General features: G+C 71.0%; 14 protein-coding genes. 5 read left to right on the forward strand and 9 right to left on the reverse strand.

Annotated elements, in window-relative coordinates; all coding sequences use genetic code 11:
• The first annotated feature begins 2 nt into the window (after nucleotides 1–2).
• From ACS5PM_RS12215 to ACS5PM_RS12230, 4 genes are all read left to right on the forward strand, one after another.
• Nucleotides 3–2,093, forward strand: coding sequence for a CHAT domain-containing protein (locus ACS5PM_RS12215; protein ID WP_439387905.1), 2,091 nt, complete (start codon nucleotides 3–5; stop codon nucleotides 2,091–2,093).
• A complete protein-coding gene (locus ACS5PM_RS12220; RefSeq protein WP_439387906.1) occupies nucleotides 2,090–7,627 on the forward strand; it encodes a hypothetical protein in 5,538 nt (1,845 codons plus the stop codon). The genes ACS5PM_RS12215 and ACS5PM_RS12220 overlap by 4 nt, the downstream gene beginning before the upstream one ends.
• A gap of 12 nt (nucleotides 7,628–7,639) precedes the next feature.
• On the forward strand, nucleotides 7,640–9,076 hold the full coding sequence (locus ACS5PM_RS12225) for a hypothetical protein (protein WP_439387907.1): 1,437 nt from the start codon (nucleotides 7,640–7,642) through the stop codon (nucleotides 9,074–9,076).
• A gap of 111 nt (nucleotides 9,077–9,187) precedes the next feature.
• Nucleotides 9,188–11,356 carry an FUSC family protein gene (locus ACS5PM_RS12230; protein WP_439387908.1) on the forward strand — a complete coding sequence of 723 codons (2,169 nt, stop codon included), beginning with the start codon at nucleotides 9,188–9,190 and terminating at the stop codon, nucleotides 11,354–11,356.
• 12 nt (nucleotides 11,357–11,368) lie between these two features.
• Here the strand turns inward: ACS5PM_RS12230 and ACS5PM_RS12235 are convergent, their stop codons facing one another.
• The 9 genes from ACS5PM_RS12235 to mltG all read right to left on the reverse strand — a co-directional run bounded on the left by ACS5PM_RS12235 (nucleotide 11,369) and on the right by mltG (nucleotide 21,720).
• Entirely contained in the window at nucleotides 11,369–11,593 is a 225-nt protein-coding gene (locus ACS5PM_RS12235) for a hypothetical protein (protein WP_439387909.1), read from the reverse strand.
• A gap of 152 nt (nucleotides 11,594–11,745) precedes the next feature.
• Nucleotides 11,746–15,633 (reverse strand): NACHT and WD repeat domain-containing protein, encoded by a 3,888-nt coding sequence (locus ACS5PM_RS12240; protein ID WP_439387910.1) that lies wholly within the window; start codon nucleotides 15,631–15,633, stop codon nucleotides 11,746–11,748.
• Nucleotides 15,630–17,054, reverse strand: coding sequence for a toll/interleukin-1 receptor domain-containing protein (locus ACS5PM_RS12245; RefSeq protein ID WP_439387911.1), 1,425 nt, complete (start codon nucleotides 17,052–17,054; stop codon nucleotides 15,630–15,632). The genes ACS5PM_RS12240 and ACS5PM_RS12245 overlap by 4 nt, the downstream gene beginning before the upstream one ends.
• 116 nt (nucleotides 17,055–17,170) lie before the next feature.
• On the reverse strand, nucleotides 17,171–17,845 hold the full coding sequence (locus ACS5PM_RS12250) for an ankyrin repeat domain-containing protein (RefSeq protein ID WP_439387912.1): 675 nt from the start codon (nucleotides 17,843–17,845) through the stop codon (nucleotides 17,171–17,173).
• A complete protein-coding gene (locus tag ACS5PM_RS12255; protein ID WP_439387914.1) occupies nucleotides 17,842–18,660 on the reverse strand; it encodes a TatD family hydrolase in 819 nt (272 codons plus the stop codon). The genes ACS5PM_RS12250 and ACS5PM_RS12255 overlap by 4 nt, the downstream gene beginning before the upstream one ends.
• Nucleotides 18,661–19,047 carry a PilZ domain-containing protein gene (locus ACS5PM_RS12260; protein ID WP_439387915.1) on the reverse strand — a complete coding sequence of 129 codons (387 nt, stop codon included), beginning with the start codon at nucleotides 19,045–19,047 and terminating at the stop codon, nucleotides 18,661–18,663.
• 30 nt (nucleotides 19,048–19,077) lie between these two features.
• Nucleotides 19,078–20,079, reverse strand: coding sequence for a DNA polymerase III delta subunit-related protein (locus tag ACS5PM_RS12265; RefSeq protein ID WP_439387916.1), 1,002 nt, complete (start codon nucleotides 20,077–20,079; stop codon nucleotides 19,078–19,080).
• Nucleotides 20,069–20,698 (reverse strand): dTMP kinase, encoded by a 630-nt coding sequence (gene tmk / locus ACS5PM_RS12270; protein WP_439388203.1) that lies wholly within the window; start codon nucleotides 20,696–20,698, stop codon nucleotides 20,069–20,071. The genes ACS5PM_RS12265 and tmk overlap by 11 nt, the downstream gene beginning before the upstream one ends.
• Nucleotides 20,699–20,709: 11 nt before the next feature.
• The gene (gene mltG, locus ACS5PM_RS12275; RefSeq protein WP_439387917.1) at nucleotides 20,710–21,720 is read right to left on the reverse strand and encodes an endolytic transglycosylase MltG; all 1,011 of its coding nucleotides are present in this window, start codon (nucleotides 21,718–21,720) and stop codon (nucleotides 20,710–20,712) included.
• 56 nt (nucleotides 21,721–21,776) lie between these two features.
• On the opposite strand from mltG, the gene ygfZ reads away from it, so the two are divergent.
• Entirely contained in the window at nucleotides 21,777–22,745 is a 969-nt protein-coding gene (ygfZ, locus tag ACS5PM_RS12280) for a CAF17-like 4Fe-4S cluster assembly/insertion protein YgfZ (protein WP_439387918.1), read from the forward strand.
• The last annotated feature ends 37 nt before the right edge of the window (nucleotides 22,746–22,782 follow it).

Raw genomic sequence — 22,782 nt, forward strand, 5'->3', positions numbered from 1 at the left:
TGATGCAGGCCGCGCGCATCGCCATCACGGCCGCGCGGGGCGCGGCAAAGGGCTTCAGCGCGGCCTTGTCGATCGCCCCGGACATCGGCGGCCCGTTCGCCGTGGTCAAGGGCGCGACGTCGGGCATCGCCGCCGGGCCGCTCCCTCACCGGCCGATCGACGATCCGCAGCAGCCCGGACTGGCCTTGACCGCATTGCGCGTCCTGGAGCTGCAGGCTCAGCGACGTCATCTCGATGCGGTCGGCCGGTTCATGCGCGGCCTGCTGGGCCAGGGCAAGCTGCTGGCCGAATGGGACAAGCTGCGCCAGGCCGGCCCGCTGCGCACCTGGTTCGCCATCGATCCCCGGCTGCCCGAGCTGCAAGCCCTGCCCTGGGAACGCCTGGCGGACGATGGCGGCGGCTTCCCGGCGCTGGACCCGGGCAGCTCGGTCTTCCGGGCCCAGGCCCTGCCCTCGGCGGCGACGCCCATGGATTGGCCGATCCGCGTGCTGGTCGCCAGCTGCGCCGAGCCGGATGTGCTCGCCGCCCAGCAGATCGGGGCCGATGCGGAGCGGCTGGAGATCGAGCGCCTGTTCGCCTCCGCGGCGCTGCGCTACGACGTCGAGTACGACGTGCTGGAGCACCCGAGCGTCGCGCAGATCATCGAGTGGTGCCGCAAGGTGCGGCCGCACGTGCTGCATTTCATAGGACATGGTCGGGGCGACGGGCCCCCGGGCCAGCATGCCCTGAGCCTCTGGCGGCCTGGGACGGCGGGCCAGCCCGGCGCCTACGAGGACTGGCCTCTCGTCAACATCGCCGTGCAACTGAAGGGGATCGCACCGCGGGTGGCGTTCCTCAATGCCTGCAGGACCGGCGCAGGCTGGAGCGAGCCCGCTCCGGTGGCCAGCCTGGACGAGGCCTTCCTGCGCGCCGGCAGTGCCGCCACGGTGGCGATGCAGGGCGACATCGCGGGCGACATCGCCCTCGAATTCTCCAAGGCCTGCTATCGCGGCCTGCTCAGCGGCGGCGGGCTGGCGCTCGACCTGGCGGTGCAGCAGGCACGCTGGCAGATGACGGTGGCGCGGCCCGGCGCCATCGACCAGGAGCCGGACTGGTCGCTGCCCCGGCTGACGCTTGCGGCCGCTCCAGCCGAAGTGCTGCCGCGCCCTCCCCGCCAGCCCCTGACGACGCTGGCCCAGCGCTTCGTCGCCCGGCTGCCCGAGCGGCGCGAGGCCCACGAGGCCGTGCGCTGCTGCCCCCCGGCCTCGGACAAGCTTTCACGACACCTGCTGCTGATCGTCGGCGCCAAGCTCAGCGGCAAGTCGCACCTGGCGCGCTGGACCGCGCAGGCCAGCGAGCGGGCCGGCAGCCGCGTCGCGCGGATCGAGTTCAACCCGGAGGACAAGGTCGATTGGCTGGAGGCCTTGCGCTGGATCCGCGACGACCGCCGCCGCCCCGTGGGCGCGCCGCCCAGCACGGCCCCGGGCGCACCGCTGCCGTCGGAGCACTTCCGCGACTTCAACTGGGGCCTGAACCGGCGCCAGCGCGGCATCACCGCCTTCGAGCCCACCCCCGCGCACGGCCCCGTGCCTGACGACGGGCTGGCACTGACCGAACAATCCGGCCAGACCGAAGACCTGACGCGAGACACCCTTGCCTCGTTCCGCGATGCCCTGGGGCTGTGTGCCGAGCCCGACGGCCTGCTGCTGGTGCTTGACCAGCTTCAGGGCCTGGACACCCGCGCCATGGGCGAGGTGCTGATGGAGCATCTTTTCAAGCCGGTGGCCGGCGGCGCCGTGGACAAGTTGCGGCTGATCCTGGTCCTGGACGAAAAGCTCTACAAGGACCTGCGCGTGCCGTTCACGCTGATGGAGCGGCCGCCGCGGCTCGTGGAGGTGCCGTTGTTCAGCCCCGGCGACTTCCGACGCCTCGCCCGCCAACTCTGCCACCAGTGGTCGCCCCTGCTCTACACCGAGGAGAACGTCGTCAGTGCGATCGACAAGGCCGCCTTCGGCAAGCCCACCTCGCCGCCCTGGGATGTGCAGGCCTTCAAGACGGTGGACAAGCTCTGCGAATCCATGCTCGAGATGAGGCCCGACCTCGCGACGCCATGATCGACCGGCCGCCCTCGGACTCTCGGAGCACCGCTTCGGCGAACGCGGCCGCCAGCGCCCGCTTCGAGGCCTTGCGGCGGATCCTGCTCGACGGAGGCGACCCCCTCGAGGCGCTGCTCGCTCCTGCCGACCAGCGGCTGTTGCGGGCCGCCGCCCAGGCCCGCCGCTTCGAGCGTGCCATGTTCGACGGCCCGGTCACCTCGGCCGCGTTCTCCGACTCTGCCCATGGACCTGCCCCCGTCCCCGGCGCTTTCGAGCGGCTCGCCGACCTGGGCGTCCTCGTTCCCTTGTCCGGCCGCAACGGTTGGTTCGCCATCGAGGCGTCCCGTCGGGCTCGGCTCATGGCGGCCGACGAAGGCGATGCCTCCGACTGGACTGCCCTGCACCGCGATCTCGCCGCGTGGTTCGAAGCCCAGGGCGCCGACGGCGAACTGGAGGCGCTCTATCACCGCCTCACGCTCGGGGAGCCGGCCGCGCTGGAGCACTGGCAGTCGCTTTACGGGGACGCGCGAGATCGCTTCGACATCGCGCGTTGCGAATCGCTGCTCGACCTGATCGAGCAGCGCCGCGCCTATCTTCCGCCGGCCCTTGCCTCGACGCTGCCGCGCGAGCGCGCGCTGCTGGCGGCCCGCGCCGGATTCGCCGAAGACTACTTCCGCACCAGCCGCTACATAGAGCGCGAGAAGCTGCCCTTTGCCTTCGGCGAGGACGAGGTCGAGCTGAGCCTGCTCGATGGCTTGCAGAGGCTGCTGGAGGACCCCGCCCGCTTCATCCTGCAGTTGCACGCGCCCGGCGGCAGCGGCAAGACGATGTTCCTGCGCTGGCTGGCGGCGCGCTGGTGCCTGCCGCGAGACGTTCCCATCTCGCGTCTGGACTTCGATTTCCTGCAGGACTCCGAGCGCTCGCTGGCCAGCGCCTTCCTGCTCGGCAAGTTCGTCGAACGGCTGGATCCGCAGTTGCCGGGGCGGCCCTTCTACGAGTTGCTGGCCGACCTGGCCGAAGAGCGGCGCCGCGTGCCCACCGGCGGTTCCGATTCGGCCGGCGATCCAGTGGTCGCCGCCAAGCGCCTGGCCGACCTGGAGACCGAAGTCTGCGAACGCATGGCACGGGTGCTGCTCGAGACGCGGGCCAGAGAGCCCGTGGTACTCGTGTTGGACACGCTCGAGGAGGCTTCGCTGAAGCACCAGGTCGACCTGCACGCGCTGGTGCAGGCGGTGGCGCGCCTTCGCGAGCGCCTGCATGCCCTGGCAGGCGCGCCCGCGCTGGCGCCGCGCCTGGCCTTGATCCTCTCCGGCCGCTACACCCTGGCGGAGCAGTACGGACCGGTCCACGAGGCCTTCATTGCCCAGCTGGCCCGCTGCGAGGTCACTCCGTTCAGCGTGGGGGAATCCCGCATCTACCTTGATCGGCGGCTCGCCAGCATCGCGCAGTCGCCTCGGCCCGACGTGCTGCAGGCGGTGATAGAGCGCGCCCACGGCAGCCCCTTCAAGCTGTCGCTGTATGCCGATGTGCTGCTGGCCACGCCCGGCATGAGCGTCGCCGATCTGGGCCAGGGCGTGGACGTGGACACGCTCTACCTCATCGAGCGGGTGCTCAAGCGCATCCCCGACCCGGCGCTGCGCTGGCTGCTGCGCTACGGCGTGCTCGCGCGCCGTCTCACGCGCGGCTTCGTGGAGCAGGTGCTCGCGGCCTCGCTGCGGCGCGCCCTGCGGGGTGACCTGAGCGCCGACGACCCCGCTCAGGATGGCGTGGCACATCGCGACTGGCCCAGGCTGTGGCAGCGCGGAGGCGCGCTCGACACCGCTTCGCTGGCCTCGCTGTGGCGGCGCCTGCGCGAGTACGCCAGCGCCACGTCGTGGATCAGCGTGGAGCCCAGCTCCGACGATGCCGTCGTCATCCAGCCGGTCGTGAAGCACCCGATGAGGCGCGCGCTGATGCACCAGGACCGCCCGGTGGTCGAGCGGATCCATCGCATGGCCATCGCCCGCGCGCGCCGCGCCTGGGCTGAGAGCAGAGACGGCCCGGATCGGGGCGAGGCCCTGGCCGACGAGGCTTTCCACGAGTTCCTGCTCCGGGGCCCGGCGGCCGCCTCGACCTGGTGGGCACGGGTGCAGCGCCACGACGGGGAGCCGGCGCAGGTGATCCCGCTGGCGCAGGTGGTGCTGTCGGAGGACTTGCGCGAGAGCGAACTCCGAAGCGGCGCCGGCGCCCTGCGGCTGGTGTCGACGGAGACCGAGGCGCGCGCGCATTTCACGCTGGCCCGGCAGTATCTGGCGCTGTCGCGCGAAACCGAGATCGCGTCGGCCAAGGAGCGGGAGATGTCGCGTGCGAGGGCCGGATTGGCCCGTTACGACGCGCTCGTCTCCACGCTGGGCACGGCCGCCGGGCGGCTGGTGCCCCTGGTCGACGAAGGGCAACTGCGCTGCGACCTCGCACGCGATGCCGTCGAGGTCGATGCCGGGCGCGCCCAGCTCGAAGCATCGCTGGGAACGCGCTTGAGCAGCGAACAGCGAGGCCAGGTGCTGCTCACGCTGAGCCGGCTGCCTGCCGCCCAGCCGGGTGATCCATCGGCGCGCCGGTACAGCCGGCTCTGGGGTCAGCATGCCTTGCGCCAGGGCGAGGCGGAGAGCTACGCCGAATGGGTGCGCGACGAGGCCGGCCTGCTCTTGGCCGAACAGGCTCCACGGGCGGCGCTTCGCCTCTGGCAGCAAGGCCTGCAGCGGCTGGCCGCTGTGTCCGGCCGCTGGGCCTCGGCCGAGGATCGAGTGCAGGCGCGTCACGAGCTCGCCGAGGACGAGCCGCGGTTGCTGCTGGGCGCAGCGCTGCCCGCAGCAGCCCTGCGCCGATTCCTCGCCCTGCATCCCCAGGGGCGGCAACCCGGCCTGCGCTTCACCATCGTCCGAGGCCATGCGGTTCTTGATGCGGATACTGATGCATTGATGGTGGAGATCCAGCTCCTGGCCGGTCAACCGGCAGCCGCGCGAGACCGAGCCAAGGCGATGCTCGATGCCCTGAAGAGCACGCGCTCCGAGGGCCTGGTGCAGCGCTGGCTCCAGGGCCTGCGAGTGAAAGCCTGGGCAGCTCGTTCGCGGGCTTGCCGCACGTTGATGGATTTCGGACCGGCACTCGATGCCTTGTCGCAGGAGATGTCCCTGCACGCCGAAACCGGCGACCACGCGGCCGAGTTGAGGACGCGCCTGCAAATGGCTCGCATCAACCTATTCGACATCGGCAACCTGCGTCAGGCGACCAGCCAGCTTCAGGACCATGACGAAGCGATGGCGGACGAGTCGCTCGACCTGCGCATCGAGCACATGCTGCTGAGGGCTGCCCTGCGGAAGGCGCAGGGCGATCAGCAGCAGCAGGCGGCCCTCGTCGCCCGAGCGCTGGGCCTCGCGGCGGGCTTGCCGGCGCTGCCGTCGAGGATCCGCTGCCAGGTCTTTCTCGCGTCGATGGCCTGCTGCACCCCCCAATGGGATCGCAGCCAGTCGATTCGTGCCTGGGCCGAGGAGCTGGCGCGCATGGACTACGCTGCGCTGCGGCTGGCTTCGGCGGCAGGTCTGCGGTACCTGAAGCCGATAGAAGGGATGCCGCCCGAGCTCGTCACGCGGGTGAACCGGCTGCTGCGCGTCGACCCGCTCGGCCTGCCCGGTCACCGGCGTTTGCAGCCCCACGACAGGATCCGGATGAGCCTGACCCGCGTCGAGTGGCTTCGCGTATCCGGCCGCGGCGAACAGGCCACCGATGCCCTGCGCGAGCTGTCGCGCTCGATCGCCGCCGCCGAGCCGGCCGCCTGGTTGCGCCAGGTGGCACTGGCCTGCGACCGGCTGGCCATCGCTCCGACCGAAGTATTGCCACCGGACTGGCTGGCGGCGGTCTTGCGCCGCATGCGCCGCGAGCGGCGTTTCTGTGCGGTGCTTCAGACCGAGGCAGCCGCGCGTGCCTCGGCCAGTGGAGAGCGCAGCACAGCGGTGCGCCTGCTGCGCAGCGCGCTGCGCGAGATCGATCGGGAGGCCGCCGTCCCCGCTCGCTGGCAGCTCGACGCGCTGCACTTGCAAGCTCGGATCGCGGCCGAACTGCCGCAGGCCTTCCCCGGCATCGACCTCCCCGGGTTGTCGGGCCGGATTCGTGGACTGGCCGAGGGGCTCGGCGTGAACGTGGCGCTGCCCGCGCCCCCGCCCCCAGTGCCACCGCAAGCCTCGCCCCTCCCCTCGCCCGCCGCCTCGCCAGGCCATGCCGAAACCACCGTCGCGCTGCAGGGCCTTTTCATCGACTCTCCCGAACAGGTCGGGCACACGGCGCAGAACTACCGCGGACCGGCCGTCGAGGTGGTGGAGCGGATGAAGGTGGCCCGGCCCCTGCTTCCCATGCTGGTCCAGTTCGCCGCGGGCCGCTTCAGCGATGAGGCCTCTTTCGATCTCTCCTCCGGCCTCGGCAGCGGCGGCGTCGCCTATGCGCGCCAACTGTGTCAGTGCGGCCTGCCGCGCACCCTGGCGGTAGCGATCGATGACGCCGCCCGGGAAGACGGGATCGAACTGATCATCCAGCATCGCGTGTCGGGCTCGGGGGCCATGCCGTGGGAATTGCTGGTGCCGGGCTCCGGGCCCTGGCCCCTCGGCCTGCACCCCGGCCTGCGCGAGATCTGGCGCACCCACCCGGGCGACGCGGCGCACGCGCGCGTGGTCTGGCTCCAGCAAGCGCTGCGGGTGCTGGGGGCGCAACCCATGCCCGTCGACGGGCGCCTCGGGCCGGCCACGTTGAAGGCACTGGCGTCATGGAGTGGCCGGGGTCAGGCCATGCACCCCCTCGCGCTGCGGGAGGTTCATCGCCAGGCCGCGAAGGTTCTCGACAGGGGCTCGCGCCGGCCGAGCGTGCTGCTGCTGAAGCCCTCTCAAAGCGCCGAGGATGCCTCGCTTCGCGGCGTCTCCGGGCCGGGGCTCATGCAGATGTACGCGGCCACGGGTGTCGAGGTCCAGATGCTCGAGGAGCCCGATGTGAGCATGCTCGACGAGGTGTTGAACACCATGCACCCGTCCGTCCTGCACATCGCCGCCCCCATTGCACAGTCGCGCGGCAGCCGGGAACTGAGCCTGCAGTTCGCCGGCCGCCACGACGCCGGCCACACCACGCCGCTCAGCCCCGAGCTGGTGGCCAGGATGCTGCTCGGGCAGCGGCCGGAGGATCGCCCCGGCCTCGTCCTGCTCGACATCCCCCGCCCGGCCAGCCGCGACGAGACCGTCCGGCAGCTTCTGTGCCGCAACGCCTTCGCCGCACGCCTGTTCGAACAGGCGCAGGACCTGCCGGTGGTGGCCGCCGGGCTGGTGCAGGACGAGCGCTGGTTCCCCTATGCCGACAAGCTGATACGCGCCGTGACAGGCTCATGCGCCCCTGCTGAACTGGTCGGCGATCTGCGCGGTACGTTGCAGCGCGAAAGGGAGCCGGTCGACATGATCGACGCCATCCCGAGCGCCGGGATGGCCCTGTTCGCCGTCGAGCCCTGGGCCTCCCCGCTGCTGCGGCGCGAAGCGAGGTAGCAGGCGATTTCCATGGCCGCCACCGTGTCCGAACGCCGCCTGTTGGCCTTGCGGTCCAAGCTGTCGGTGCTGCAGCTGGAAACCACCGCGTGGCGTCAGGACAGCCAGAATGCCGCCGCGCGATTCGCCTTGCACCATTCGCAGATCGCCGAGGTGTGCGAAGGCATCGACGAGCTGCACAAGCTGCTGTCGAAGGAGGTGGACGATCTCCAACCCGATGCGCCGCTCGCCGTGGTGGAGTCGCTCGAGCGCCGCATCCTGGCGGCCGTGCAGATCTGGGACACCTACCGCGCCAAGTGGTCGCTGCGCGTGCAGGCCACGCTGCGCCAGACACTGGATCTCATCGATGACCTGGCCTGGCAGGCCTATCGACCGGCACACGACCTTGCCCTGGCCAGCGGCTGGCTGCCTGCGCAACGAGCACGGCTGCCGCCCCTGGTCTTCACCAACCCGCGCTGGAGCCCGTTTGCCCGCTCGCGAGAGCGCGGCTACGAGCTCGACGAGGGCAGCGGCCTGCTGCAGGAGATCGACGATTTCGAGCCCTACCTGCGCACCATGCCCGTGCCGCTGATCGGCATCCCCTGGACCCAGGCCGGCCACCTGCCGGATGCGGTCTTCGTAGGCCATGAGGTGGGCCATCTCATCGAGGACGACCTCGGCCTGGAGGGGACCTTGAGCTCGCTGGTCGACGCCGCGCTGCCCGAGGCGGACGAAGCGCGCCGGCAGGCCTGGTCCGTGCATTGGCGCAGCGAGGTCTTTGCCGATGTCTGGGGCGTTCTCTGCTGTGGCCCGGCCTTCGCCGAGACCCTGGTCGATCTCCTGATCGGCAGCGCGGATGTCGGCACGCAGGTGCAGCCCGACGCGTTCGGGCGATGGGGTTCTTATCCGACCCACGCCCTGCGCGTGGGCGCGCTCGTGGCGGCCGTGCGGGCGCTCGACGAGCCGGAGGTTCCCGGCGGGTTCGCGTTGGCTGCGGATCGCCTGGCCGCGCGCTGGCAGCAGGCCCATCCCGGCCCGCACGCGATGCCGGCGTTCGATGACGACGCGAAGGCGGTGGTGAAGGCCTTGATGGGCCAGCCGTTGGCTGCTTTCAAGCGAACCCGTGAAGGGGATCCTCTGCCGGTTCGCCAGGTGCTTCGCTTCACGCGGCAGATGCAGGACGACGCGGAAAAGGACGCCACCGAAGCCCTGGCCCTGCACCCGCCGCTCAGCAGCGACGTGCGCACGCTCTTCGCGGGCCAGGCCATCGCCTATGCGCGTGATCCGGCGGCTTTCGCCCAGCGTGAAGTGCAGCAGCGTTTCATCGGCCGGCTGCTTCAGCGCCGCACCCAGGGCCTGCGGGCGAAGGAGATGGCAGGGCTGCAGGCCGTACGTCCCGACGAGGACGATCGCCGGGCGGCCGCTGCCTCGGCCTTCCGGGCCCTGTTCGACCCGCCCGCTGGACGCTAGGCCACGAATCGATCGGAGCGGGTCCATGCTGTCGGCGAGCAGACCGACGCTGCGCGCCGGCGAACAAGGCGAACGGCGCATCCAACGCCACCCGCGCTACCCTCACGCACCGTGACTTCCTCGTACCACTACACGCGACCTCTGCACCGCTTGCCGGCGCACGTGATCAACGGCGGCACGGTCGCTCTCGGCATCGCGTTGATCCACCTCGTCGCAACCGCCCTTTTCGGCGTCCAGTCCGGCGCGTGGGCCACGAGCGGCGCCATCTACGCGAGCCTTGCCGATGGACCGGACACAGTCGGGCGCAGCTGGCGCAAGGTGACCACCGCGGGCCTGCTGGGAGGCCTGGCGGTGCTGGGCGTCAGCACCTTGTCGACGCACCCGCTGATGCTGGGGATCGTCGTCGCCGCCCTGGCCTTCGTCGGCGCGATGATGCTGTCGTGGGGTCCGCGGGCCGGCGCGGTCGCGTTCACGCCGGTGCTGGCCATGGTCTTCACGATGGCGCTTCCACCGGCGCAGGACCACGCCGTCCTGGTGGCCTGGCACGTGGCCGGCTCGGCCGCCTATCTCGTGTGGTCGCTGCTCACCACGGCCCTGCTCCAGCGCCGCTACGGCCGGCTGGCCCTGGCCGAAGCCCTGGCCGACTCGGCCGCCCTGCTCCGCCTGCGCGCCCGCATGCTCGCCGCGCCGGATCCTGCCGGCAGCGGCCTGCAGGCGTGGGTGGATGAGGAGACCCAGCTGGCCGATCGCCTGCAGGCCGCGAGGGATCTGCTCTTCGCCGCCGCCGAGTCCGGGCCTGGGCATCGCGAGTCGGCCATGCTCCTGCGGGCGATAGACCTGCGCGATGTGCTGCTCGCCAGCCTGCTGGACCACGAGCGCCTGGGCGATGACGAGCCGGCCCGGCAGCTCAAGGCCTGGCTCGGTGAGCACCTGGAGGCGGCGGCAACCGCCCTGGAGCGCGTCCAGCGCATCCTGCGAGGCGTGGAGCGATCCGCCTCCGGGTTGCCGCCGCCTTCGCCACCGGGAGAAGACGCACTGCGTGCCCTTTCTGCCGCCCTGACCGCCGACGACCCGCGGCGCCGCCTGCTGCCGGCGCTGGCCAACCGCGCGCGGCACCTGCACCGCGACGTCGAGCGCATCCAGGCGCTGTGCGCCGGCGCCGACGAGGATCTGCCCCTGGCCCGCGAGCAGCTGCTGCACTTCGTCTCGCCCGAGGGCTGGCCCATGGAGGCCCTGCGCCGCCAGTTCACCCTGGCTTCGCCGGTGATGCGACACGCCCTGCGTTCGGCGGCCGCGCTGTCGACCGCCTACTACCTGGCCCTGGCCCTGCCCTGGGCCTCGCACCCGCAGTGGCTGGTGCTGAGCGTGGCGGTCGTGCTGCGCGGCAACCTGGAGCAGACGCTGTCCAGGCGCAACGCCCGGGTGATGGGCACGGTGCTCGGCTGCCTGCTGTTGCTGCTGATCCAGCGGGTGGCTCCCCTGCAGGTGCAGACCGTGGTGTTCCTCGCGGCGGTGGGGCTTGCGCACGGCTTCGCGATTCGCTTCTACCTGGTCACCGCCATGGCGGCGACCGTCATGTCGCTGTTGCAGGTGCACCTGACGGACCCGTCCGTGCCCATCCCCTTCGCCGAGCGCCTGGCCGACACAGTGCTGGGCGCCCTGCTCGCCTGGGGCTTCAGCTATGTGCTGCCGGCCTGGGAGCGGCGTCTGCTGCCCCTGGCCGTTTCACGCGCCCTGCAGGGCTTGAAGGACTATGCGGATCACGCCCTCGGCCCGGACGCGGCACAGGCGCTGCCGCAGCGCCTGGCGCGCCGCAGCGCCTACGACGCCTTGACAGCCGTGGCCAACGCGCTGAGGCGCAGCAGCGCCGAGCCTGCGCGCGTACAGCCGCCACGTGCCGAGTTGGCGAGGTTCCTGGACCAGGGACAGCGCCTGATGGCGCACCTGTCCATGCTCAGGCTGATGCGGATGAGGGAGGAATTGACAAGCGCCACGCCGGAGAAGAAGGCGGCGCTCGCAGCGGCGATGGAGCGGGCCCTGCAGGCCCTGCGTTCGGCGCTCGTCGTGCGGCCGGCGTCCGAGGCCGGTGCCGCGGGACCGGCTGTGCAGGCGGAGGCCTGGCAACAGATGCCGCCCGTCTCGCCGGCCGAGGACATGGCGGCGTGGGTGGGCTGGCGCCTCAAGGTGACGGCCGAGGCAGGCCGTGAAGCCGGTCGGGCAGCGCGTTCGGCGCTGGCCCTGTTGCGCCCGGCTGGCGCGGGCTCGTCGCCCACCCCGTAGGGCGCGGGCGGTTCAGTCGCCGAGCGCGGCGCCGTCTTCTTCGGCCAGGTCGATCTCCTGGTCGTAGGCGGCGAGATCGGCGGCGCGGCCCTTCTTCGGGATCAGCGGGCGATCCAGCGGACGGCAGACGCGGCGCTGCAACCCGCTCAACCGCTCGGACGCCTCCACCGCCTGCAGGATCGCCTCGGGGTCGGTCATCATCGTGAACGGATTCGGTTGGATCTGGGTCTGGCGCATGGGGGTCTCCCGGTCTGCGGCGGTGCTGTAAACCGGCGTGCCGCGATGTGACGAACTGTAGGACCGCCCTCGCCGCCGTCACAGTCGGGAGAAAGACAAAGGGCTTGTCGGAAGAAACCTGACAAGACTGACGGCGGCGGCACCGCCCCTTGTCAGGGCTTGAACCAGGCGAGATACCACGGCGTGTCCTTGACGAGTTCGTTGCCCAGGGCGTCGGCGTCCTTCCTTGGCAGCCGGGCCAGCTCGTCGACCCGCTTGACGATTTCGCCGAGCTCGTCCACGCACGCGCTGCAGGCACCACGCTTGACGCTGCCATCGTCGCTGGCCGTCAGCAGCGAGCGGCCGTCCGACGTGAAATGCGCCTCGTTGACCCCCTCGCGGTGCCACTCCAGCGACACCAGCTCGCGGCCGGACAAGGGATCCCAGACACGAACGGTGTTGTCCGCGCTGGCGGTCACGACGCGGCTGCCGTCCGGGCTGAAGCTGCCGAACGACAGGCTGGCGCGGTGGCCGCCTTCGAGCGAGACGTACTTCGTCGGGTGCAGGGTCGACCACACGCGGGCCGTCCGGTCGTTGCTGGTCGTCAGCAAGCGTTCCCCGTCGGCACTGAACTGCATCGACTTGATCTCGCCGCCGTGGCTGCCGAGGATGGTGTCCGCGCCGCCGCGGCTGTCGATCAGCGTCACTTCGTTGCTGGCCTCGCTGGCCACGGCCACCCAGCGACCGTCCGGGCTGATGGCGGCCAGGCGCCGCCCGGGCTTGGCATCACGCCGCCAAAGGGCCTTCTGCGGCGCTTCGTCGGACTCCAGGGCGCCCGGCGCCCACACGGCGATCTTGCCGCCGGAATCGAGGGTCAGCACCTGGCCGGACTGTGCAGCGAAGGCCGCCTTGGCCCAGTCATTGAGCCAGCGGGGCGTCACGTCGCGGCCGGCGTCCGTCCACACCACGACGCGCTCGCTCTGGTCGATGTCGGAGGCAAAGGCGCGGCCCAGGACGCGGCGCGCATCCGGGCTCCACGACAGCTGGTTGACGGTGTCGGCACCATCGCGCTGCACCTCGCCCATGGACACCGTGCCGGAGGGCGTCGGCGCCTGCCACGGCACCAGGTCGCAGCTGTGCGAATCCTCCACCGCGCCCTGCCGCTCTCCGCAGATGGCCACGGTCTGGCCATCGGGGCTGACCGCAGCGCTCATCACCCAGCGGTTGCGCTTGGACCACAGCACCTGGGGCGGCTTCACGGTCCACACCAGCACGGTGCCGTCGCGACCGGCGGTGATGATCTCGGTCTCGTCCCGGCCGAAGCGGGCGTTGGTCACCACGTCGTGGTGCCCGCGAAGTTCAGCCACCAGCGCCCGGGCGCGCGTGGACCAGACGCGGGCCGTGCCGTCGTCGCTGGCGGAGACGACATATTCGCCGTTGGGCGAAGGCTCGGCGTCGTTGATCCAGTCCTCGTGGCGGCGGACCTGCCGCTGCTTGCTCTCGTCCTCCCAGAACCAGATGCGCTTGTCGCTCACGGTCATGAGGCTGGTGCTGCGGTCCTCGCGGACGAAGAACCGCGCCACGGTGACCGGCCTGTCGTGGTCGTAGGCGCGGCGGCTTTGCGGGCCTTCGTCCACCCGCCGGGCGTCCAGGTTCAGCGACAGCTTGGTGGCGTAGTTGCTGTCGGAAGCCACGCCCAGCCAATCTTGACCCGCCGCGCGGTGCAGGGCGAGGTCACGGATGGCCGCATCCGAGCCTTCGCCCTTGCCGAGCGCGGACGCAGGGATGTCGATCCAGGAGCCCTTGACACCCGCCTTCCAGATCGCCAGGCCGCCCTTGGTGTCTCCGCTGGCAAGGTAGACGCCGTCCGAAGACCAGGCCAGCACGTGGATCGCCGGCGTCTCGGAGGCCGGCCGCAGGGTCTCACGCAGCAAGGCCGGCTGGGTGAGATCCCACAGGTCGATGCCGCCATCGGCACAGGCGATCGCGACGCGGGTGGAATCCGGGCTCAGCGCCACCGCGGTGGCCGGGCCCGCCGTCGGTCGCACGCAGGCAATCTCGTGGCCCGCGGCCTGGCCCGGGCGGTGCAGCATCACGCCGCTTCGCAGGGCGCCCGGCTTGCGGGTCCACGTCACGAGCATGTGCCCATCGCCGGCCGGCCAGGCGTGGTCGATCGCCATGTCCAGCTTGACCGGCGGGCCGAGCCGGTCGAAGGTGGCCGCATCGAAAAGGGTCACTTCGTGGGCGGTGGATATCGCCAGGATGGACCGGTCGGCGTTGCGCTCGATGTCGACCACCGGCGACTGCAGGTCGATCTCCTTCTTGAGGTGGGCGGTCTCCAGGGCGACGACCGAGCGCCTGAGGATCTGCTCGACCTTGGGGCTGTCGCGATCGAGTTCCCACGCCCGCCGCGCCAGCCGGGCGGCACGTGCGGGCTCGGTGCCCACCGCCAACTCGGCTCGGCTGATGAGGCCGTCCGCCTGCACGCGGACGGCGGAGCGCATTTCGGTCAGCAAGGCGACCAGCAGCACCAGGATGGTCAGGCCGGTCAGGCCGATCAGGGTGCCCTTGAGCACCTGGCGCTCGCGACGGCTGCGTTGCGCGGCCGCCTTGCTGTTGTCCAGGAACTCGCGGGCGGATTGCCACACGGCAGTGCCATCGGACAGCCGCAGGCACAGTCCGACCCACGCGGCCGAGGGCTTGGTCCGTTGCTCCCATTCAAGGGCCTCCTCCAGCTCACGGCCGCGCCACAGCTCGGCGCCGCGATCGGCGGCGTCGCACAGCCGCAGCAGCAGCGTCCGGGCGCCATGCTCGGCATTGGCCCAGTCGATCAGACGCCGCCACTGGCGCATCAGGCTCTCATGGGAAATGTCGATGACCGGGTTGGTCTTCAGGTCGACCTTGCTGGACGGCGTGAGGAAGGCGGTATCGCTGCAGCGATAACGGTTGACCACCTCGGCGACGTCCTCGGCCGCGCCACCCACGACCTGGCACAGGGTGTCGAAGGGCAAGGGCCGGCGCAGCCCGCGCGCCTGGCCCGAGCGCTCGGTCAACGCGCGGAACACCTTTTCCACCACCCGACCCAGGCCCTTGTCCTCCAGCTCGTGGTAGGCCTCGTCCGCGTGGATCGAAAGCGCGTTGCGGGCGGTGCCCACGTTCTCGGCCTCGTAGTCGCCCAGGTCGATGGGCCGGGAGCCTCCGCTGGCCAGGCACCACTGGCGCCAGGTGCGCGACAGGGCATGCTGCATCACCGGCAGGTCGTCGAAGCTGTCCGAGACGTCGTTCAGCAGGCGTTGCACCAGCGAGGGCGCCACCTGGAAGCCCAGGGCCTGCACCGGCGCCACGATGGCTTCCTTGCGCTGGTCGCGCGTCAGGCGGGGCACCATGTAGAGGCCGCGGTTGATCGCCTCCGGCAGGCCGCGGAACTCCTCGGTGCCGCCGAGCGTGTCCGAGCGCAGGGTGATCACCACGCTGATCTTTCCGTCGCGCTCTTCGGCCGCGTTGAGCAGCAGCTTGACGAAGGCCGTGGCCTCGTCGAGGCTCAGGGGCGTGGTCGTGTCGCGCAGCGTCTTCGCCTCGGGCAACTGGCGAAAGCGAAACACCTCCTCGAACTGGTCGACGACGACGAGCAGGCGCTCGTTGTCTGCCAGGCGGGCGCGGCGGACCATGTCCACCAGCCCCAGCCCGCCGAGGTTGAGCTCGCCGTAGAGCGTGAGCGCCTCGTCCTCGCTGCGACGGGGCCAGAGGACGTCCACCAGCGCCTGCGCCAGGCGGTAGCTCGGCCGGCCTCCGGGGCGCAGCAAGGCGGTGCGCCACTTCACCGCGGCGCCGGGTTCGGCCGAAGACTTCTGCAGCGCATCGAGCAGCCCCGCGCGTACCAGCGAGGACTTGCCGCAGCCGGAGGTGCCGGAGACGGCGATGAAGCGCACCTGGTGCAGCATCGCCGCCAGCTCGGCCACATGCTGCCGGCGGCCGAAGAAGCGGTCCGCCTCCTTCTGCGAGAACGGCCGCAAGCCCGGGAACGGGCTCAGGTTGGCGAGCTCTGCAGGGTCGATCTTCACTGCACTGAATCGTTGCCGAGGAACCGACGGAGCTGTCCGAGGTGGTCATCGGCCGTGCCCAGGATGATCTGCGCGCGGCCGGTCCGGAACGCGCGCTTGTCCGCGGTGTAGGGCTGGACGCAGTAGATGCACAGGCTGTCCTTGCCCAGGAAGGGCCGCAGCACCTCGCTGTCCATCAGCTCGCTCAACCACTCTTCCGATTCGCCGGCCCACAGCACCACGCAGCGCAAGCCCTTGCGCGTGGCCAGCTTGGCGGCCAGGGCGGGATTGCGCGGACTCGTGCCGTCGAGCTTGACCCGCTCCGGCTCGATCGACAGCCCGACCAGGAGGTCGCTCAGCTCGGGCGTCGCCTCGACGTCCTTGGCCTCGAAGACCATCGCCACTTCCAGGGCCGCGGCCTTGCGCATGTCGAGCAGCGCCTCCAGCCGAGCCACCAGGTCGGTCTTGAAATCCTCCATGCTGCCCGACCAGTGGTCGACACCCTGGTCGGCCAGGGTGGTCTTCACGTGCTGCACCAGCTCACGCGCGCCTTCGTCGGGACTGGCGTCGCGCTCGATCCACACGACCGGCATCGGCTTGCCGGCGGCCCTCATCGCCTCGACGGCCATGTCGAGCTGGACGCGGCTGCGCTGCGGGATGTCGAGGTTTCCGCTGCAGGCGGCCGAGATCGGGTGGACGCACAGGTCCGCCTTCGCGATGTCCGCCTTCACCTGGTCGAGCACGTGGTCGCCGGTCCACAGGTACTTCGCCGCCGCGGGAAGCACCGTGTAGCCGCGCTGGCGCAGGTCGGCCTTGATCTTGTCCCGCGAGACGCTCTGGTCGATGCCCACGTCGGCCAGGAAGACCGTGCCCATGGACTGGGAGGCCACGCCGCGCATGTCGTTGAGCTTGACCTCCAGTTCGGCCACGAAGCGCTGCAGCGCGGTTTCGAACTGCAGCGCGGCCTCGCGAGAGGCGCCCAGGTCGAACTCGCGCACCAGCCGCGAGCCGGGCGGGTCGTAGTCGAAGAACTGCACGTGCTGGGCGGCCTGGATCTCCGGCGGAACGGGCTCGTCCGCGGCGGGTGGATGCTTGAGAACCGGCAACAGGGCGCGGCGGCGCGAAGGGCTGTCGTTGGATTCCTTCAGCCGCATCAGGAAGCTCTCCAGTTCGAAGAGGCATTCGGACGACTGGTAGTACGTGCCGCTGAGGATCGCGACGAAGATCGCGGAATGGTCGAGCGCTTCGACGATGCGCTCACGCCAGTGGTCGCTACCGACGAGGTTCAGGTCGTCCTTGTAGATCTCGACGTCGCCGATCCGGCTCTTCAGGCTCGTGTGGACGCGCTCGCGGAAGGTGCTCACCCACTTGACGGGCCCTTGATCCGCATCGTGTCGATAGCTCAGGAAAAGATCGAACCGAAAGCCGGGCAGGTAACTCACAACATCCCTCCGGCGCTGGGCGGGCGCGACGCGGATGATGCGCCTTCGCCGGCGACATCGCATCCCTTTGTTGAGGGATCCGGCGGCCGCGAACGGGGGATGCGGCGGGCTCTTGCCTAGGGGCGGGCGCGGGCCGCGATCTTGTCGAGCTGATCGGCCAGCGCATCGCGCCCGGCGCGGCGGGCGAACTCGCTCGCGGTGGTGCCGGCCTTGTTCTGGAGCGTCACGTCCGCGCCGTGGCGGACCAGCACTTCAGCGGCATCGATGCTGCCGAAGCCTGCAGCCATCATCAGCGGCGTGTTGCCGTTCGGCGCCCTCGCGTTCACGTGGGCGCCCAGGTCGAGCAGCACGCGGGTCGCGGCGGCGTCGTTGCCCGAGGCGGCATAGTGAAGCGGCGTCCAGCCCTCGCGGTTGATGGCGGCGCCTCGGGCGATCAAGGCGCGCATGGTGTCGAGCCGCCCACGCAACGCGGCCATCATCAACAGCGTCTCGCCGGCCTTGTTGGTGGCATCGGCCTCCAGCCCGGGATGCGTCAGCAGCAGGTCGGCGACTTCGTTGGAGTTCTCGCGCAGGGCCAGGTACAGGCCGTGCTGGCCCTGAGGATCGCGGGCGTTGACGTCGAAGCCCTTGACCAGCAGCGGCCGCACGATGCCGACCCGGTCCAGCTCGATGCCGAGGAAGTAGTCCTCGTAGGAGCCGGCGCGCGCCAGGCCCGTCGCGCCCAGCATCAGCAGGCCGCCGGTGCCGGCAAGCAGAGCTCTGCGAGCCGCCTTGAGACGCGGGCCCGTCAAGACGAGCCGCCTTCAGCCAGCGCGGGCACCTTGACGCCGAACAGGCGCTCGAAGTTCGCGGTGGTGACGCGGCCGATCTCCTCGGCGTCAACGCCTTTCTCTGCTGCGAGCACGGTGGCGACGTGGGGCACGTAGGCCGGGCTGTTCGTCTTGCCCCGGTACGGCACGGGGGCCAGGTAGGGGCTGTCGGTCTCGATGAGGCAGCGCTCCATCGGCACGAAGCGCGCCACCTCGCGCAGGTCCGCGGCATTGCGGAAGCTCACGATGCCGGAAAACGAGATGTGAAAGCCCAGGTCCAGCGCGGCGCGGGCCACTTCCATCGTCTCGGTGAAGCAGTGGAAGACGCCGCCGATGCCCGAACTCTCGGTGCCGGCGCCCTCCTCCTTGAGCAGGGCGATGGTGTCGTCGCTGGCACTGCGGGTGTGGATGACCAGCGGCAGGCCCAGTTGACGGGCGGCGCGAATGTGCACCCGGAAGCGCTCGCGCTGCCATTCCATCTCGGCCACGCTTCGACCGTTCAGGCGGTAGTAGTCGAGGCCGGTTTCGCCGATGGCGATGACCTTGGGCTGGGCGGCCAGGCGGCACAGCTCTTCGACGCTGGGCTCTGCCAGGCCTTCGGTGTCGGGGTGGACGCCGACGCTGGCCCAGAGGTTGGCCTGCCCGGCGGCCAGCGCCTGGACGGTGGAGAACTCCTCCAGCGTGGTGCAGATGCAAAGCGCCGCCGCGACTCGGGCGGCTCGCATGTCGGCCAGGATCTGCGGGAGACGGCCCTGAAGCTCCGGGAAGCTCAGGTGGCAGTGCGAATCGACGAACACTTACAGGGTCTGGGTGGGCTTGGCGGACTGCAGCGAGGTGCCCAGGATCTCTTCGATCTTGATCTTCAGCTGGCGCGTCTTGTCGTCGCTGGGAAAGCGCACGCCTATCCCCTGGGTGCGGCCGCCGGACGTGTTGGCAGGAGTGATCCAGCCGACCTTGCCGGCCACGGGGTAGCGCTGCGGATCGCCGGGCAAGGACAGCAGGAGGTAGATGTCGTCGCCGAGCTGGTACTCGCGAGTCGAGGGAACGAACAGGCCGCCTTCGGAGAAGACGGACACGTAGGCGGCATACAGCGCGCCCTTCTCACGGAACACCAGCTGGATGACGCTCGGGCGGGCCGCGCCGGGCGCTGCAACGGGATTGGGGCGGCCATCGACGTCGGTCATGCCGGCGAGTGTAACCAGCGGAGGGCCGGATCAGCCCCGCGCCCAGGCACGTTGACCCTGCGTCATGAGAGCTTCGACACGAAGTGGTGCATTCCAGGGATGCTCGTCGTGCCGGGCAACCCGGGCCAGCTCGCGCGACCACTCTGCCAGGGTCGCCAGGCTGGCGCCGCCAGGCACCTGTCCGGCCTCGAAGAAGCGGGGCGGGCCGCCGGCGGCGGTGGCCATCGCGTCGTGGCAGACCTGTTGCAGGACGCGCACGGCCCGCGGCAGCGGCAGCGCGGCCAGCAAACGGGAGTCGCCGCGGACCACCTGGCCGGGGAGCTCGCCCCAGGTCGCAGCGTCCAGTCCTTCTTCGACCAGCGCCTTGGCGGCCAGCGGCTCGCCGCCACTGGCCTTCAGCAGCGCGCGAGCCCCGGCCACGCCCTGCGCAGCCAGCCAGGCCTCGGCCGTGGCGGCATCCGGCGGCCCCAGGCGCACGCGCTGGCAGCGGCTGCGCACGGTCGGCAGCAGGTGTTCGGGGTCCTGGACACACAGCAGCAGCCGCATGCCCGGCGCCGGCTCCTCGAGCGTCTTCAGCAGCGCGTTGGCCGAGGTCGTGTTCATCGCGTCGGCCGGGTAGAAGAGCAGGACCTTGCCGCGGCCGCGGCTGGAGCTGGTGTGCGCCCAGTCGATGGCGGCGCGCACGGTGTCGATCTTGATTTCGCGGCTGGGCTTGCGCTTGCCGCGGCTGCCGTCGCCGGCGTCGGCATCGCCCTCGTCCGCGCCTTCGTTCCAGCCGAGCGCCAGCTGGGCAGTCTCGGGCATCAGCACCTTCAGGTCCGGGTGGCTGCGGGCCAGTGCGAGGTGGCAACTGGGGCAGTCTCCGCAGGGGCCGGGGGGCTTCTCGCACAGCCAGGCCTGGGCGGCTCGTCGGGCCAGCTCCCATTGGCCCGACCCGGCGCCGCCGTGAAGGATCAAGGCGTGGCTGCGCGCGTGGTCCCGCAATTCCGCCAGCGGCTGCGCGAGCCAGGGCAGGTCGCGCTCATCGAGCACCGTTCGGCTCCCCTGCCCTGGCGACCGCCTGCAGCACCTGGGCCTGGACGAGCTCGCGCTCGGCGTCTGCTTCGATGCGGACCATGCGCCCGCGCGCCGACGCGCATCGCGCCGCGTAGCCGCTGCGGACCCGCTCGAAGAAGGCCTCGGCCTCTTTTTCGAGGCGGTCGGGTTCGCGCGCCGCCGCGCGGCGTTGTGCGGCCACGGCGGGCGGCACGTCGAACCACAGCGTCAGGTCGGGCTGCAGGCCCTGCTGCACCCACTGCTCCAGGCCCGCCAGCACGTCCAGGTCGAACCCGCGGCCGGCGCCCTGGTAGGCGAAGGTGGCGTCGGTGAATCGGTCGCACAGCACGGTGGTGCCCAAGGCCAGCGCGGGCCCGATGCGCGTGTGCAGGTGGTCTCGCCGGGCCGCGAAGACCAGCAGCGCCTCGGTCAGGGCATCCATCGGCTCGTGCAGGAAGAGCTCGCGCAGCTTCTCGGCCAGCGGCGTGCCCCCGGGCTCACGGGTCAGCAGCACCGTCTCGCCCCGCTCGCGCAGATGCTGCGCCACCGCTTCGATGTGGGTGGACTTGCCGGCGCCGTCTATGCCTTCGAAGGTGATGAAGCGGCCGCGGGCCATCAGGGGAGCCGTCACTTCCTCGGCCCTTTCTGGAACTGGTTCACCGCCCGATTATGGTCGTCGAGCGACTCCGAGAAGACGCTGGAGCCGTCGCCTCGCGCCACGAAGTAAAGGGCCTTGATCGGCTCCGGTCGCAGCGCTGCCTGCAGCGAGGCCAGGCTCGGCATGGCGATGGGCGTGGGCGGCAGGCCGGCGCGGGTGTAGGTGTTCCAGGGCGTGTCGGTTACCAGGTCGACGCGGCGCAGGTTGCCGTCGAAGCGCTCTCCCAGGCCGTAGATCACCGTCGGGTCGCTCTGCAATGGCATGCCGATCTTCAGCCGGTTGACGAAGACGGCGGCGATGCGGCTGCGGTCGGTGGCCACGCCCGTCTCTTTCTCGATGATCGAGGCCAGCACCAACGCCGCCTCGGGATTGGGCAGCGGCAGGCCCTCGGCGCGTGCCGGCCAGGCCGCGGCCAGGTGGCGCTCCATAGCCGCCGCCGCACGGCGCAGCACGGTGATGTCGCTGACGCCGCGGCTGTAGGCGTAGGTGTCCGGAAAGACGTGGCCCTCGACCACGCCGTTGGGCAGGTTCAGCAGCTGGGCCACCTGCTGGTCGCTGAGCGGCGCGATGGTCTGCTTGAGGTTGGGGGCGGCCGCGATGGCCTGGCGGACCTGGCGGAAGGTCCAGCCGTCGATGAGGCGCAGCATCTCCAGCGTCTCTTCGCCGCGCACCATCTTGTCCAGCAGCTCGCGCGGGGTGGTGCCGGCGCCGATCTCGTAGCTGCCGGCCCGGATGCGGCGCGCCTGGCCGGACCAGCGGAACCATTGGTACAACGCCTCGGCCGGCACGTCCACACCCGCCTCGACCCAGAGGTTGACCACCTCGCGCGGAGTGGTGCCGGGCTCGATCGACACCTCGGCGCGCTCGTTGCGCAGCGGCAATGGGCGGTTCAGCCACCACCAGCCCGCGGCCGCCCCGGCGAGCAAGGCCAGCAAGGCCGCCACCACCAGGCGGCGCAACCATTTCCTCGACGACGACATGAGGTGGCGTATCCCTTGGAGGCTTGCGAAATCGGTCGGCGATGATAATCGTCGGCATGACTGAACTCGCCTTCGACAGCCTCGCCACGCCCACCCTTTCCCCCGAACACAGCCAAGGCGGCGCGCGCTTGTCCGAGTGGGGCGTCATCCGGGCCGAAGGCGCCGACGCAGCGAGTTTCCTCCAGGGGCAACTGACCAGCGACATCCTCGGCCTGGCGTCCGGCGCAGCCGCCCTGGCGGGCTACTGTTCGGCCAAGGGCCGCCTGCTGGCCAGTTTCGTCGTCTGGTCGCCGGCGCCCGAGGTCTACCTGCTCGCCTGCTCGGCCGACCTGCTGCCGGCCACGCTCAAGCGGCTGTCGATGTTCGTCCTGCGGGCCAAGTGCCGGCTCACCGATGCCAGCGGCGAACTGGCCTTGTGGGGCGTGGCCGGGCGCGATGCCGGCCTCCCGGAAGGTCCCGCGTGGACCGTGCGGCCGGCCGGTGCCGGCCAGGCCGTCCGCCTGCCGGATGCCCTTGGGCTGCCGCGGTGGCTGGTGGTTCAGCCGGCGGAGGATGCCGCGCCCGTCACGGCGCCGCTGGACCTGGCGGCCTGGCGCTGGCTGGAGGTCGCCAGCGGCGTCGTGCGGATCGTCGCCGCCACGGTGGACCGCTTCGTGCCGCAGATGGTGAATCTCGAGCTGGTCGGGGGCGTGAACTTCAAGAAGGGCTGCTACCCCGGCCAGGAGGTGGTCGCGCGAAGCCAGTACCGCGGCACGCTGAAGCGTCGCGCCCTGTTGCTGGCGCTGCCCGCGGGCGCGCAGGCCGAGCTGAAAGAGGGCCAGGAGATCTTCCACGACGCGGATCCGGGCCAGCCGGCCGGCCTGGTCGCGCTGGCGGCGCGGTCGCCGACTGGCGAGCAGCTCGCGCTCGTCGAAGTCAAGCTGGCGCTGGCCCGCGCTCCCGGCGCCTTCCGCCTGGGGGCTGCCGACGGCCCGCTTCTGCAGCCGCGAGCCCTGCCCTATCCCCTGCCTTCGAACGACGATTGAGAGCGCCGCCCGCCCGGGCGAGCCGCCTGCCATGAGC

Origin of the sequence: Ideonella flava (assembly GCF_051857595.1) — a bacterium.
GTDB lineage: Bacteria > Pseudomonadota > Gammaproteobacteria > Burkholderiales > Burkholderiaceae_C > Ideonella.